Annotated in this window: 24 protein-coding genes and 4 pseudogenes; all 28 read right to left on the reverse strand. The window is 48.9% G+C overall.

What is annotated here, in order from left to right; all coding sequences use genetic code 11:
* Positions 1-24: 24 nt before the first annotated feature.
* Positions 25-393 (reverse strand): 30S ribosomal protein S13, encoded by a 369-nt coding sequence (gene rpsM / locus HMPREF0080_RS08800; protein ID WP_006791130.1) that lies wholly within the window; start codon positions 391-393, stop codon positions 25-27.
* Positions 394-415: 22 nt separating this feature from the next.
* Positions 416-529, reverse strand: a complete 114-nt coding sequence (gene rpmJ / locus HMPREF0080_RS08805; RefSeq protein ID WP_006791131.1) for a 50S ribosomal protein L36 — start codon at positions 527-529, stop codon at positions 416-418.
* Positions 530-548: 19 nt separating this feature from the next.
* Positions 549-767: a translation initiation factor IF-1 gene (gene infA, locus HMPREF0080_RS08810; protein WP_006791132.1), complete on the reverse strand. Its 219-nt coding sequence runs from the start codon at positions 765-767 to the stop codon at positions 549-551.
* Positions 768-770: 3 nt separating this feature from the next.
* Positions 771-1,040 (reverse strand): KOW domain-containing RNA-binding protein, encoded by a 270-nt coding sequence (locus HMPREF0080_RS08815; protein WP_006791133.1) that lies wholly within the window; start codon positions 1,038-1,040, stop codon positions 771-773.
* Positions 1,040-1,788 (reverse strand): annotated as a pseudogene (gene map / locus HMPREF0080_RS08820) (type I methionyl aminopeptidase). Before map ends, HMPREF0080_RS08815 begins: the two are co-directional and overlap by 1 nt.
* A 2-nt stretch (positions 1,789-1,790) precedes the next feature.
* The gene (locus HMPREF0080_RS08825) at positions 1,791-2,441 is read right to left on the reverse strand and encodes an adenylate kinase (protein WP_040347636.1); all 651 of its coding nucleotides are present in this window, start codon (positions 2,439-2,441) and stop codon (positions 1,791-1,793) included.
* A 15-nt stretch (positions 2,442-2,456) separates the two neighbouring features.
* Positions 2,457-3,719, reverse strand: a complete 1,263-nt coding sequence (gene secY, locus HMPREF0080_RS08830) for a preprotein translocase subunit SecY (RefSeq protein ID WP_006791137.1) — start codon at positions 3,717-3,719, stop codon at positions 2,457-2,459.
* Position 3,720: 1 nt separating this feature from the next.
* Positions 3,721-4,161, reverse strand: coding sequence for a 50S ribosomal protein L15 (gene rplO, locus HMPREF0080_RS08835; protein ID WP_040347637.1), 441 nt, complete (start codon positions 4,159-4,161; stop codon positions 3,721-3,723).
* Positions 4,162-4,181: 20 nt separating this feature from the next.
* Positions 4,182-4,361, reverse strand: a complete 180-nt coding sequence (gene rpmD, locus HMPREF0080_RS08840; RefSeq protein WP_006791139.1) for a 50S ribosomal protein L30 — start codon at positions 4,359-4,361, stop codon at positions 4,182-4,184.
* A gap of 17 nt (positions 4,362-4,378) precedes the next feature.
* Positions 4,379-4,879 (reverse strand): 30S ribosomal protein S5, encoded by a 501-nt coding sequence (gene rpsE / locus HMPREF0080_RS08845; protein WP_006791140.1) that lies wholly within the window; start codon positions 4,877-4,879, stop codon positions 4,379-4,381.
* Positions 4,880-4,897: 18 nt separating this feature from the next.
* Positions 4,898-5,257, reverse strand: a complete 360-nt coding sequence (gene rplR, locus HMPREF0080_RS08850; protein ID WP_040347638.1) for a 50S ribosomal protein L18 — start codon at positions 5,255-5,257, stop codon at positions 4,898-4,900.
* A gap of 32 nt (positions 5,258-5,289) precedes the next feature.
* On the reverse strand, positions 5,290-5,832 hold the full coding sequence (gene rplF / locus HMPREF0080_RS08855) for a 50S ribosomal protein L6 (RefSeq protein WP_040347639.1): 543 nt from the start codon (positions 5,830-5,832) through the stop codon (positions 5,290-5,292).
* Positions 5,833-5,848: 16 nt separating this feature from the next.
* A complete protein-coding gene (gene rpsH / locus HMPREF0080_RS08860; RefSeq protein ID WP_006791143.1) occupies positions 5,849-6,241 on the reverse strand; it encodes a 30S ribosomal protein S8 in 393 nt (130 codons plus the stop codon).
* Positions 6,242-6,268: 27 nt separating this feature from the next.
* Entirely contained in the window at positions 6,269-6,538 is a 270-nt protein-coding gene (gene rpsN / locus HMPREF0080_RS08865) for a 30S ribosomal protein S14 (protein ID WP_006791144.1), read from the reverse strand.
* A gap of 14 nt (positions 6,539-6,552) precedes the next feature.
* Positions 6,553-7,099 (reverse strand): annotated as a pseudogene (gene rplE, locus HMPREF0080_RS08870) (50S ribosomal protein L5).
* A gap of 21 nt (positions 7,100-7,120) precedes the next feature.
* Positions 7,121-7,438 (reverse strand): 50S ribosomal protein L24, encoded by a 318-nt coding sequence (gene rplX / locus HMPREF0080_RS08875; protein WP_006791147.1) that lies wholly within the window; start codon positions 7,436-7,438, stop codon positions 7,121-7,123.
* Between the two features lie 19 nt (positions 7,439-7,457).
* Positions 7,458-7,826 (reverse strand): 50S ribosomal protein L14, encoded by a 369-nt coding sequence (rplN, locus tag HMPREF0080_RS08880; protein WP_006791148.1) that lies wholly within the window; start codon positions 7,824-7,826, stop codon positions 7,458-7,460.
* A 26-nt stretch (positions 7,827-7,852) separates the two neighbouring features.
* Positions 7,853-8,107: a 30S ribosomal protein S17 gene (gene rpsQ / locus HMPREF0080_RS08885; RefSeq protein WP_006791149.1), complete on the reverse strand. Its 255-nt coding sequence runs from the start codon at positions 8,105-8,107 to the stop codon at positions 7,853-7,855.
* Positions 8,108-8,147: 40 nt separating this feature from the next.
* The gene (rpmC, locus tag HMPREF0080_RS08890; RefSeq protein ID WP_006791150.1) at positions 8,148-8,342 is read right to left on the reverse strand and encodes a 50S ribosomal protein L29; all 195 of its coding nucleotides are present in this window, start codon (positions 8,340-8,342) and stop codon (positions 8,148-8,150) included.
* A complete protein-coding gene (gene rplP / locus HMPREF0080_RS08895) occupies positions 8,332-8,769 on the reverse strand; it encodes a 50S ribosomal protein L16 (RefSeq protein ID WP_006791151.1) in 438 nt (145 codons plus the stop codon). Before rplP ends, rpmC begins: the two co-directional genes overlap by 11 nt.
* A pseudogene (gene rpsC, locus HMPREF0080_RS08900) lies at positions 8,769-9,439 on the reverse strand (30S ribosomal protein S3). Before rpsC ends, rplP begins: the two are co-directional and overlap by 1 nt.
* A 13-nt stretch (positions 9,440-9,452) precedes the next feature.
* Positions 9,453-9,789: pseudogene (gene rplV, locus HMPREF0080_RS08905) on the reverse strand (50S ribosomal protein L22).
* 15 nt (positions 9,790-9,804) lie between these two features.
* A complete protein-coding gene (gene rpsS, locus HMPREF0080_RS08910; RefSeq protein WP_006791155.1) occupies positions 9,805-10,080 on the reverse strand; it encodes a 30S ribosomal protein S19 in 276 nt (91 codons plus the stop codon).
* Between the two features lie 21 nt (positions 10,081-10,101).
* On the reverse strand, positions 10,102-10,929 hold the full coding sequence (gene rplB, locus HMPREF0080_RS08915; protein ID WP_006791156.1) for a 50S ribosomal protein L2: 828 nt from the start codon (positions 10,927-10,929) through the stop codon (positions 10,102-10,104).
* Between the two features lie 32 nt (positions 10,930-10,961).
* Complete coding sequence (gene rplW / locus HMPREF0080_RS08920; protein ID WP_006791157.1) at positions 10,962-11,246, reverse strand: 50S ribosomal protein L23; 285 nt, start codon at positions 11,244-11,246, stop codon at positions 10,962-10,964.
* The gene (gene rplD, locus HMPREF0080_RS08925; RefSeq protein ID WP_006791158.1) at positions 11,246-11,869 is read right to left on the reverse strand and encodes a 50S ribosomal protein L4; all 624 of its coding nucleotides are present in this window, start codon (positions 11,867-11,869) and stop codon (positions 11,246-11,248) included. The genes rplW and rplD overlap by 1 nt, the downstream gene beginning before the upstream one ends.
* Before the next feature lie 30 nt (positions 11,870-11,899).
* The gene (gene rplC / locus HMPREF0080_RS08930) at positions 11,900-12,538 is read right to left on the reverse strand and encodes a 50S ribosomal protein L3 (protein WP_006791159.1); all 639 of its coding nucleotides are present in this window, start codon (positions 12,536-12,538) and stop codon (positions 11,900-11,902) included.
* Positions 12,539-12,552: 14 nt separating this feature from the next.
* On the reverse strand, positions 12,553-12,864 hold the full coding sequence (rpsJ, locus tag HMPREF0080_RS08935) for a 30S ribosomal protein S10 (RefSeq protein ID WP_006791160.1): 312 nt from the start codon (positions 12,862-12,864) through the stop codon (positions 12,553-12,555).
* Positions 12,865-13,183: the final 319 nt, after the last annotated feature.

Consider the following 13,183-nt stretch of genomic DNA (forward strand, 5'->3'; position numbering starts at 1 on the left):
CGATTCCCTCCTTACTTAGAAATATTATTTTTTCTTCCCTGCAATTGCTTTTCTCGGCCCCTTACGGGTGCGTGCATTCGTTTTTGTGCGCTGCCCGCGAAGGGGAAGACCCGAACGATGCCGCTTGCCGCGATAAGAGTTAATTTCGATGAGCCGTTTAATGTTAAGAGCCGTTTCACGGCGGAGATCGCCTTCCACTTTATACTCTTCACCGATTGTTTCACGGATTTTCTGCACTTCGTTTTCCGTCAAATCACGAACGCGTGTATCCGGGTTGATGCCCGTCTTCGCAAGAATTTTCTGAGAAGAGGAAAGACCGATACCGAAAATATATGTTAACCCAATTTCAACTCGTTTGTCGCGCGGTAAATCCACGCCGGCTATACGTGCCATCTATTCATTCACCTCCGGACGATTATCCTTGTTTTTGTTTATGTTTCGGATTTTCGCAAATAACCATTACACGGCCTTTGCGCTTGATGATTTTGCATTTATCGCAAATCTTTTTTACTGACGGTTTTACTTTCATAATTACCTCCTACGCAAAGCTACTTGAAGCGATATGTAATCCGACCGCGGCTCAGGTCATAGGGCGTAAGCTCCATGGTCACTCTGTCGCCGGGTAGAATACGGATGAAATTCATGCGCATCTTACCGGAAACATGAGCCAGAATAATGTGGTCGTTTTCCAATTTCACCTTAAACATGGCGTTCGGTAATGCTTCAACAACAACGCCTTCAACTTCAATAACATCTTCCTTAGACATGTATTAATCCTCCCCGGTCAAAATCCGTCTCGTCCTGCTTACCAGTTCACGTATCATCAGATCCGAACTGCAGGCGGTGCAACCCGCGCTCGATCCCAAAGGCTTAAGGTGGCGGCAGTTTTTACGTTTCGCCTTTCTCAATGTCCGGCGTCTGCCGTCGGCAACGTGTACGAAGGGAAATTTATCTTCCGCCGTTACTACATAAATCATGCCTTTATCTCTGCCTGCCAGACTGAGAACCGCCGTGCCGACAGGAATACGAACCGTATCCATTATGACGGTAAGGTCAGGATTTCCGGACCGTGATCGGTAATGGCGACGGTATGCTCAAAATGGGCTGCCGGTTTTTTATCCTGTGTAATAACGGTCCAGCCGTTATCCAGCTGGCGTACCTTTTCCGTACCCATGTTGATCATCGGTTCGATGGCCAGCACCATACCTTCTTCCAGGACAACACCGTGTCCCGCCCTGCCGTAGTTCGGCACTTCCGGTTCTTCATGCATATCAGCCCCATACCGTGACCCACATAATCGCGAACAACACCGTACCCGAAGGATTCGGCATAACTTTGAACGGCATGACCGATGTCACCCATATGTTTTCCGGCTACGGCCTGTTCAATGCCCTTGTAAAGGCACTCTTCCGTAACCTGTAATAACTTGAGCGTATCGGGCGCCACATCTCCGACAGGAATCGTTACCGTTGAATCGCCGTGATAGCCGTCTTTATTTACAACCAAATCAACGCTGATTATATCGCCGTCGTGCAGTTTCCGGTGTCCCGGAATGCCGTGGACAACTTCTTCATTGACACTGGCACAAATGGTTGCCGGGAAACCGTAGTAGCCTTTGCAACTCGGCAAAGCCCCCCGGCTGCGGATATATTCTTCACAGCGACGATCCAATTCACCCGTCGTCACACCCGGTTTGGCAAGCTCCCTCATCAGGAGGAGAGCCTCTGCCGTAATGCGGCCGGCAGCACGGATATACTCGATCTCGCGTTTAGACTTTAATATAATCATCTTTATTTGCCCTTTGCAAGACTCGCCACAATAGCATTGAATACGGCGTCCATATCCTGCCGGCCGTCCACCTCGATATAGAGATTCGAGTTTTTATAGTAGTCAATCAAGGGCTTGGTCTGTGCGGCATAGACGGAAAGGCGTTTCTTAACCGTTTCCATCTTGTCGTCGTCGCGCTGATACAATTCACCGCCGTCTTTATCGCAAACACCCTTCTTTTCGGGCGGTTTGGATGTAAGGTGATACGTTGCGCCGCAAGTGCGGCAAATCAGGCGACCTGTCGTGCGTCTGACCAGTTCTTCATCAGGGACGGCAATGTTGATAACGCCGTCCAGCTTGATCCCGAGATCACGCAGGATGGCATCCAACGATACGGCCTGTGACGTCGTACGCGGAAATCCGTCAAGAATAAACCCCTTTTTGCAGTCGTCTTTAGCCAAACGTTCCCTGACGATACCGATTGTCACGGCATCAGGTACCAGCTGGCCGTTATCCATATATTTCTTGGCTTCCAGTCCGAGAGGCGTCTGTTCCTTTACTGCCGCACGGAACATATCGCCCGTGGAGATCTGAGGGATATTGTATTTTTCAATCAATCGTTCGGCCTGCGTACCCTTACCGGCACCGGGAGGGCCCATTAACAGAATATACACTCAAACTGCCTCCTTCTATTTTACAAAGCCTTGATACTGTTTATTCAATACCAACGATTCAGCCTGCTTCATCGTATCGATAGCAACCCCGACAACAATGAGAACTGCCGTACCGCCGAAGTAGACGCCCTGAATGCCCGTAATCCAGCCGATAAAATTCGGAAGGATTGCCACGAAAGCAAGGAAAATCGCGCCTGCCAAGGTAATGCGCGTCATAATTCTGTCAATATACTTCGCTGTCGGCAGCCCCGGGCGAATACCGGGAATAAAACCGCCGTATTTCTGCATGTTTTCCGTCATCTGCGGGATGTTTAAGGAAATTGCAGTATAGAAGTATGTAAAGAATATAATCAATACGGCATAGGCGACGGTATTGCCGATCGTCCCCCAGCCGAATACCTGAGCCAGCCACTGAATGGTGTCATTCCGGATGAACTGAGCGACCGTAATCGGGAACATCAACACGGAAGACGCGAAGATGATAGGGATAACGCCCGCCTGATTCACTTTCAGCGGAATGTGGGTCGAATGGCCGCCATACATTTTGCGGCCGACGACGCGTTTTGCATAGTGCACCTGAATGCGTCTCTGCCCCTGCGTCACTTCAATGACGATGACAATCATAAAGAGAGCAATCAAGGCAAACAGCACAGCCTGGAAGATATTAATCGTCCCGGCCTGTACGTATTGATACAGCGTATTCACGCCGTTCGGGAAACGAGCGACGATACCGGCGAAGATAATCAGGGAAATACCGTCGCCTATGCCGCCCGCCGTAATCTGATCACCGAGCCACATGAGAAAACACGTACCCGCCGTCAGTATAATGGCTACCATGAGAACCATGGACCAGCTGTTATCGATCAGGGCATTATTGGCCTTGAGCGCATAACTCATGGCAAAGGCCTGAATGAAGCCGAGAATAACGGTCCCGTAGCGAGTGACTTTCTGAATCTTATCGCGGCCGTCCTGATTGTCTTTCGACCATTGTTCAAAAGTGGGCACAACCGCTGTGAGCAGCTGCATAATAATCGATGCGTTGATATACGGCGTAATGCTCATTGCCAAAACGGAGAACTTGGAAAGCGCACCGCCGGAGAACAAGTCCAACAGGCCGAACGATTGACCGCTGTTAAAAAGACTTTCAATTGCCGTCGCATCTACGCCCGGTACGGGAATATGCACGCCCAACCGGAAGATGATAAACATGATTAAGGTGAATACCGCACGCTTGCGGAATTCAGGAACGTTCAGAACATTCTGAATACTTTCTAGCACCTTAAACCACCTCTACTTTACCACCGGCCGCTTCGATTTTCTGCTGTGCAGACTTGGTAAAGCCCTGAGCCACAACGGTAAGTTTTCTTTCGAGCTCGCCGTTGCCCAGGATACGAACGCCGTCGCGGACATTCTTTAAAATGCCGGCTTCAACGAGTACAACCGGATCGACGGTTGTGCCGTCTTCAAAGCGATTCAATACGGAAACGTTGACTTCCGCATATTCTTTACCCCAAATATTTTTAAAACCGCGTTTCGGAAGCAACCGGTACAAAGGCATCTGACCGCCTTCAAAACCCGGACGCACACCGCCGCCGCTGCGGGATTTCTGACCTTTCATGCCTCTGCCGGCGGTTTTGCCGTTACCGGAGCCGATACCGCGGCCCACGCGATTACGTTTTTTCTTGGAACCGGGAATAATGCTCATTTCATGAAGTTTCAATTCAGCGCACCTCCTTTGTATTATATTTCTTCCACTTTAACCATGTGTCTCACTTTGTGGAGCATCCCCTTGATCTGAGGGGTAACTTCCTTGACAACACTGGAGTTTGTTTTATGCAAGCCGAGCGCAACGACAGTCGCGCGCTGATCCTGCGGGCGCCCTGCCAAGCTGCGGACAAGCGTAACTTTAACTTGTGCCATTATGTCTCTCCTCCTTATTAACCGTAAATTTCTTCTACAGTCTTACCGCGGAGTTCCGCCACTTTCTTAACGTCCTTCAACTGGCTCAGTCCTTTGATAGTGGCGCGGACCATGTTGTTAGGGTTGGAAGAACCGAGAGACTTGGTGAGGATATTACGAACGCCGGCCAATTCCAATACGGCGCGAACGGGGCCGCCGGCAATAACGCCGGTACCTTCTGCGGCAGGTTTCAGCAAAACTTTGCCGGCGCCGAAAATGCCCGTCGTCTGATACGGAATGGAACCGTTCTTCAAATTTACTGTAACTAAATTCTTCTTCGCGTCTTCAACGCCCTTGCGAATCGCTTCGGGAACTTCGCCCGCTTTACCCAATCCTGCGCCTACGCGGCCGTTGCCGTCGCCGACAACCACCAGGGCACTGAAGGAAAAACGACGGCCGCCCTTAACTACCTTAGCAACACGGTTGATGAATACGACGTTTTCTTGTAACTCAAGACCTGTATGGTCAACTCTTGCCATGTATTATTTCCTCCCTGATTAGAATTTCAAGCCGGCTTCGCGAGCCGCTTCGGCCAATGCCGCTACACGACCGTGATAGATGTAGCCGCCGCGGTCGAATACTACGGTCGTAATACCTTTTGCGACTGCCCGTTCCGCAACCAATTTACCGACCAGTCCGGCGCCTTCTTTATTGCCACCGTTAGCCCGGCCTTTCAATTCTTTGTCCAATGTGCTGGCGGATACCAGCGTTTCGCCCTTAACATCATCGATCACTTGCGCGTAAATATTGTTAAGACTGCGGAATACATTCAAACGCGGACGTTCGGCCGTACCGTTTATATGCTTGCGCAAACGCCAGTGACGTTTTACGCGAATCGCATTCTTACTGGATTTCAAGGAATTTCACTCCTTTCTATAGTAGCGAATTATTATTTCTTCGTACCGGCTTTGCCGGCTTTGCGACGTACATGTTCATCGGCATAGCGGATACCTTTTCCCTTATACGGTTCAGGCAAACGATAACTGCGGATCTTAGCCGCGAATTCGCCGACGTGCTCGTTGTTTGCACCGGAAACGACGATCTGCGTCGCACTCGGGCATTCAAGCGTCACGCCTTCGGGAGCTTCAAGCTCAAGCGGATGTGAAAAGCCGAGTGTCAAAGCGAGTTTCTTCCCCTTCATCTGAGCTCTGTACCCGACGCCGACAATTTCCAATTCCTTTTTGAAGCCTTCCGTTACGCCTTTTACCATATTGGCAACAAGGGCCCGCGTAAGGCCGTGAAGAGCACGGTGATTTTTTTCATCGGACGGGCGTTCTACTGTAAGAACGTTATCCTGTACTGTTACTTTCATATCCCGGTGGAGCGTACGTGTGAGTTCGCCGTTCGGTCCTTTGACTGTAATAACCGGACCGTCAAATTTAACCGTTACGCCGGCCGGGATATCAATAGGCATTCTACCTACTCGTGACATATTGACACCTCCAAATTTACCAGACGTAAGCGATGACTTCGCCGCCCAACCCTAATTTACGAGCCGTTTTATCGCTCATTACGCCCTGAGACGTAGAGATTACGGCAATACCTAAGCCGCCGAGTACGCGGGGAAGTTCTTCCTTCTTGGCGTAAACGCGCAGGCCCGGTTTTGAGATTCTCTTGATGCCGCTGATTACTTTTTCTTTATTGGAACCGTATTTCAAGCTGACTTTCAATGTTTTGCCTTCGTTTACGGATTCAAAATTCTTAATGAAGCCTTCTTCTTTCAGGATATTAAGCACTGCTGCTTTTACCGTAGAAGCGGGCATTTCTACTTTTTCGTGATATGCCGAATTGGCATTACGGATGCGCGTAAGCATATCCGCAATCGGATCGGACATGGACATGTGTAAAAACCTCCCTTCGTTTATAGGTTACCAGCTGGCTTTACGAACGCCAGGAATCTGACCTTTATAAGCCAAATCACGGAATGTAATACGGCTGACGCCGAATTTACGCATATAGCCGTGAGGACGCCCCGTCACTTTGCAACGGTTGTGCAAACGAACCGGAGAGGCATTGGCCGGTAACCGGGAAAGCGCCGCATAGTCGCCTTTAGCTTTCAATTCAGCACGAAGCGCCGCATATTTGGCTACCATTTTTTCGCGTTTCTTTTCGCGTTCAAGCATCGATTTCTTTGCCATCTATGATTTCCTCCTTATTGCTGTTTTTCAAAAGGCATACCCATCAACGCCAACATATCACGGCTTTCTTCATCGTTCTTTGCCGTCGTTACGATGGTAATATCCATGCCACGGGCTTTGTCGATCTTATCGTATTCAATTTCCGGGAAGATCAACTGTTCTTTCAAGCCGAGCGTATAGTTGCCGCGGCCGTCGAAGCCCGAAAGGCTGATCCCGTGGAAATCACGGACACGGGGCAATGCCAAATTCATCAATTTATCCAGGAATTCATACATGCGCTGCCCCCGAAGCGTAACCTTGCAGCCTAAATTCATACCTTCACGAACCTATAAACGCCGCGATGGATTTTTTCGCCTTTGTAATAATCGGCTTTTGTCCGGAAATTATCGTCATATCGCCGACAGCCGCATCCAACGCCTTGGAATTCGTAACGGCTTCCCCGACCGCCATATTGATTACGATCTTGGTAACCTTCGGAATCTGCATTATGTTTTTGTAATTATATTTTTCCTGTAACCCTTTCACCACTTCGGAAAGGTATTTGTCTTTTAATCTGGACACTCTCAAGGCCCTCCCTTCGTATTAGATAGCTTTGCCGCTTTTAACCGCCGTGCGTACTTTCGTACCGTCCGCCTGGACAACCGTTCTTATACGAGTCGGTTTGCCGCTTTCAGGATCGACGAGCATGACGTTGGAAACGTGAATGGGAGCTTCCTTCGTGATAATACCGCCTTGAGGATTGTTCTGACTCGGTTTTGTGTGGCGTTTAACCTGGTTAAGGCCTTCCACGACAACGCGCTCCTTCTTCGGATACGCCGCAAGGACTTTACCTTTTTTGCCTTTATCTTTGCCTGCGATGATGATTACCGTATCACCGGTTTTGATATGCATTTTTCCCATATTAGAACACCTCCTCCGCTTATAATACTTCCGGAGCCAGGGAAATGATCTTCATGAAATCTTTTTCACGCAGTTCTCTGGCAACCGGCCCGAATATACGAGTACCCTTGGGGCTCTTATCCGTATTAATTACGACCGCTGCATTTTCATCGAAACGGATATACGATCCGTCGGCACGGCGCAATCCTTTCTTTGAACGAACAATAACAGCCTTAACGACATCGCCTTTCTTGACAACGCCCCCGGGTGTTGCATCTTTGACAGTCGCAGTGATAACATCACCGATATTGCCGTATTTGCGATACGAGCCGCCCATGACCTGGATGCACAATACTTTTTTGGCACCGGTGTTATCGGCAACATTCAACATCGTTTCTTGCTGAATCATGGCTTAACCTCCTAATTAATCAAAGCTTATCGAGCTTTTTCTACTACAGTCACGACTCTCCAGTGCTTCTGTTTGGACAGGGGACGTGTTTCTTCAATGCGTACGATATCGCCAACGCGGCATTCGTTGTTTTCATCATGTGCCTTGAATTTTACGGTCGAAATAATAGGCTTTTTATAAAGCTTATCTGGTTTCTTATATTCAACCGCTACAACGACGGTTTTATCCATTTTGTCGCTGACAACTTTCCCTACGCGGACTTTCCGTTCATTTCTTTCCATCTGTATATGTGACCTCCTTTTAGATTCCGATTATCTTTACTTATGCGCGCAATTCCGCTTCACGCTGCACCGTCTTGATGCGGGCAATCGTTTTTTTAACTTCGCGGATGCGCATAGGATTTTCTAATTGGCCGGTCGCATGCTGAAAACGGAGGTTAAACAATTCTTCTTTAAGGCTGATCACCTTTTCATCCATTTCGGCAGCACTCAGAGCACGGATTTCTTTAACCTTCATTTTGTTCACCACCTAATTCCTGACCTTTAATAACGAACTTCGTCTTAATCGGCAGCTTATGGCCTGCAAGACGCATAGCTTCACGGGCAACAGTCGGGTTTACGCCGCCCATTTCAAAAAGCACGCGGCCCGGTTTAACAACGGCTACCCAGTATTCAGGCGAACCCTTACCGGAACCCATACGTGTTTCAGCCGGCTTCGCCGTGACCGGTTTATCCGGGAAAATTTTGATCCATACTTTACCGCCGCGTTTAATATAACGGGTCATTGCGATACGGGCCGCTTCAATCTGACGGTTCGTAATCCAAGCCGGTTCCAACGCAACTAAACCGTAATCACCGTGCGCCACTTTATTACCGCGCTGAGCTGTACCTTTCATGCGGCCGCGGAACTGTTTACGATGCTTTACTCGTTTCGGAATTAACATTACTTAGCACTCCCTTCGCGTTTATTCTGCGGGCCCTTTTTAGCTTCCGGCAAAATTTCGCCTTTGTAGATCCAGCATTTGACACCTATGCAGCCGTACGTTGTATGCGCTTCCGCCGTACCGTATCAATATCGGCACGGAGCGTATGCAGGGGGATAGAGCCGTCACGAACGCTTTCGCTGCGTGCAATTTCAGCACCGCCGAGACGGCCGGAGCACATAATCTTAATGCCCTGCGCACCCATCCTCATAGTACGGCCTATACTCTGTTTCATAGCGCGGCGGAACCCGATACGCCGTTCAAGCTGGCCGGCTACGTTTTCGGCTACGAGTGTAGCATCCAATTCGGACTGTTTAATCTCAGCAATATTGACGTCAACAGTTTTATCTGTAAAGCGTTTCAGCGCTTTTTTAATATCTTCAATCCCGGCGCCGCCGCGGCCGATTACCATACCGGGTTTGGCCGTATGGATGATTAATTTGATTCTCTTGGCGGAACGCTCGATTTCAATACGAGAAACGCCTGCAATATAGAGCTGTTTTTTTAAGAATTCACGGATTTTTACGTCTTCATTCAAAAGTGCCGCATAATCCTTTTCGGCATACCATTTGGCATCCCAAGGTTTTACAACGCCGACACGAAACCCATGGGCATTTACTTTTTGACCCACTGCTTTTCCCTCCTTACGCCCTTTCTTTTACTACTACAGTCACGTGACTGGATTTTTTAAGAATTTTAAATGCCTGGCCGCGGCTACGCGGGTGGATACGTTTCATTGTCGAGTCCTGATCAACGAAAATCTCCGAAATATACAACGCGTCGCATCTTGTCAAGTTATTGTGTTCCGCATTGGCTGCTGCGGAGCGGATAACCTTTTCTACAACCTTGGGAGCCTACTTTCGGAGTAAACTTCAGGATCGACATGGCTTCGCTCACATTCTTTCCCCGGACCAAATCGGCTACGATGCGGATTTTACGGGGAGCGATACGGACGTGCTTAGCAATTGCTCTTGCCTCCATCTCTTGTTACCTCCCTTATTTTGTAACTTTTTCCGATTTAGCGTGGCCCTTAAATGTGCGGGTAGGTGCAAATTCACCCAATTTATGACCAACCATATCTTCTGTAACATATACGGGCACATGTTTACGGCCATCGTGAACGGCGATCGTATGTCCGACGAAATTCGGCAGAATCGTAGATGCACGAGACCATGTTTTTACTACTTTCTTTTCATTGGCTTCATTCATGGCTTCAATCTTCTTGACAAGATGCGACGCGACGAACGGGCCCTTCTTTACGGATCTGGACACTTAGATATCTCCTTTCACGACTTATTTTCGTCTTTTCACAATAAATTTGTTGGAAACTTTCTTCCTGGCACGTGTCTTCACGCCGTAAGCAGGTTTGCCCCAGGGAGTGACCGGCCGTTTTCTACCGACAGGGGACTTGCCTTCACCGCCGCCGTGAGGATGGTCACACGGGTTCATTACAACGCCGCGGTTGCCCGGGCGCACGCCCAACCAACGGTTGCGGCCCGCTTTGCCGATTGAGATGTGTTCATGATCCGGGTTGCTGACTACACCGATGGTGGCACGGCAGTTTACATGAACCTGACGCAATTCTCCGGAAGGGAGACGAAGCAAGGCATAATTGCCCTCTTTAGCGATAAGCTGTGCCGAGGAGCCCGCAGAGCGGACAAGCTGTGCGCCCTTACCGATTTTTAATTCCACATTGTGTACGATCGTACCGAGGGGAATGCGCCCTAAAGGCAATGCATTACCGATTTTTATATCCGATTCGGGGCCGCTTACGATTACAGTACCGACTGTAAGGCCGTGCGGCGCAATGATATATTTCTTTTCGCCGTCTGCATAATTAAGCAGCGCAATATTGGCGGAGCGGTTCGGATCATATTCGATCGTCGCTACTTTTGCCGGGATATTATCTTTAATACGTTTAAAGTCGATTAAACGGTAGCGGCGCTTATGACCGCCGCCCTGATGACGAACCGTCATCCTGCCGCTGTTGTTACGACCGCCTTTGTTGGTTAATTTAACCAGCAAAGACTTTTCCGGTTTCGACGTCGTGATTTCCTCAAATGTCGAAACGGTCATGAAACGACGGCCGGCGGAGTACGGTTTAAATGATTTAATGGCCATTATATGGTGCCTCCTCCTTTATATCAGTCTACCTAAGCTCCTTCAAAGAATTCGATTGTTTCGCCTTCCTGAAGTGTTACGATGGCTTTTTTGTAATCCGGGCGCTTACCCATGTGTTTGCCCATGCGCTTGAACTTGCCTGTCATGCGAATGGTGTTGACACTCTTGACCTTGACGCCGAAAACAGCTTCAACAGCTTTACGGATTTCAATCTTGTTGGCATGAAGCGACACCTTAAATGTATATTTGCCATCAGACATCATCATCGTAGTTTTTTCCGTGATGACCGGTTTAACCAGAATATCATGCATCATCATTATGCGAGCACCTCCTCAATCTTTGCTACAGCGCTCTTTGTGATGAACAGTTTCGTATAGTGCAGAAGATCGAAGATGTTCATGTGTTCCGCGGAAACGGACTTGACACCTTGGATATTGCGCGAGCAACGCGCCATAACGTCGTCGCCGTCCGTAATAAACAGCACTTTTTCACCACCGAAGTTGAAGTTGTTGACTACTTTAACAACTTCTTTTGTCTTCGGTGCGGCCAAGACAATTTCGTCCAAGACGAATAATTCGTTCGTATTGACTTTATCGCTTAGCGCGGATTTCACCGCAAGGCGTCTGGCCTTGCGAGGCATTTTCTGTTCATACGAGCGGGGCTGCGGACCGAACACCGTGCCGCCGCCAACCCACAAAGGACTGCGAGTGCTGCCTACACGCGCCCGGCCGGTTCCTTTTTGTTTCCAAGGTTTTCTGCCGCCGCCGCGCACGAGACCTCTCGTCTTTGTAGCATGCGTGCCCAAACGTTCGTTAGCGAGCTGACGAAGAACGGCCTGTCTCATAACGGCTTCGTTTACTTCAACGCCAAATACGCCGTCGTTTAATTCTATTTCACCGGTTTGGGCGCCGGTAATATTATACGTACTTACTTTCGGCATTATATATTATCCTCCTTCCTGTGTGACAAGTTATTGGGGTTTTACAGTATCGCGGATCATGACAATGCTGCCTTTAGGACCCGGAATACCGCCTTTAATCAAGATAAGATTCTTTTCCATGTCGACTTTTACGACAGAAAGGTGAAGAACGGTAGCCTGATTGCCGCCCATTTGTCCAGGAAGCTTCTTACCTTTGATGACCTTACCGCCACCGCCGGAAATCATAGGCCCGAGAGAACCGGGTTCACGATGAGACTTGGAACCGTGCCCCATAGGTCCGCGGTGGAACCCGTGACGTTTAATCGTACCGGCAAATCCTTTACCTTTCGTGGTGCCAACTACGTCGACGAGATCGCCGCTTGCGAAAATATCAGCTGCCAGAGTTTGGCCTACCGTATATTCCGGTGTGTCTGTCAGACGCAGTTCGCGCAAATACTTAACAGGGCTCACGCCTGCTTTGTCGAACTGACCCTTAACGGGCTTGGTTAAGTGTTTTTCTTTGATTTCGCCATAGCCCAGCTGAATGGAATTGTAACCGTCCGTATCAACCGTTTTAACGCGTACAACTACATTCGGGGAAGCTTCTACGACGGTTACGGGGACCACAGCGCCTTGTTCAGTAAAGACCTGTGTCATGCCCAATTTCTTACCCAAAATAGCTTTAGACATAATCGCACCTCCTCCTATAATTTGATTTCAATGTCTACGCCTGCCGGAAGATCCAGTCTCATAAGCGCATCGACAGTTTTATTGGATGCTTCCAAAATGTCAATCAAACGCTTGTGAGTGCGTAATTCGAACTGTTCACGGGAATCTTTGTTCACATGAGGGGAACGAAGAATCGTGAAAATGTTCTTTTCCGTCGGAAGCGGAATCGGTCCGGATACCATTGCACCCGTCCGTTTCGCCGTGTCGACGATTTTCGCCGCGCTCTGATCCAATGTCTTGTGATCGTACGCCTTGAGGCGAATTCTGATTCTTTCCTGTTTTGCCATTACGTGATTCCTCCTATCGTCCGTTTCTATGAACGGACTGCTCCGCAGGAGTTTCCCCGAAACCGGGCAACATCCCGCTTCATAGTTTCTCCGCGGCCGCAAAAAGGGCACACGAATCCCATTGCCGCGTACTTGCTTATTTTACTACAAAAAGACAGGCCATGCAAGCAGTTTTTACCTATATTTCCGGCCCGGTTCTCTTATTATTCCGCAGGCTTAAAATTCTCTTGCCGCTACTAGGTCTCCGGTTAAAAATTCCTTATTCAGCCTGTATCCGGCCGATTCAGACCGTGCCGGTATAAGTCACCATATAAGAAAA

The sequence above is a fragment of the Megasphaera geminata F0357 genome (assembly GCF_000239275.1).
GTDB classification, from domain to species: domain Bacteria; phylum Bacillota; class Negativicutes; order Veillonellales; family Megasphaeraceae; genus Megasphaera; species Megasphaera geminata.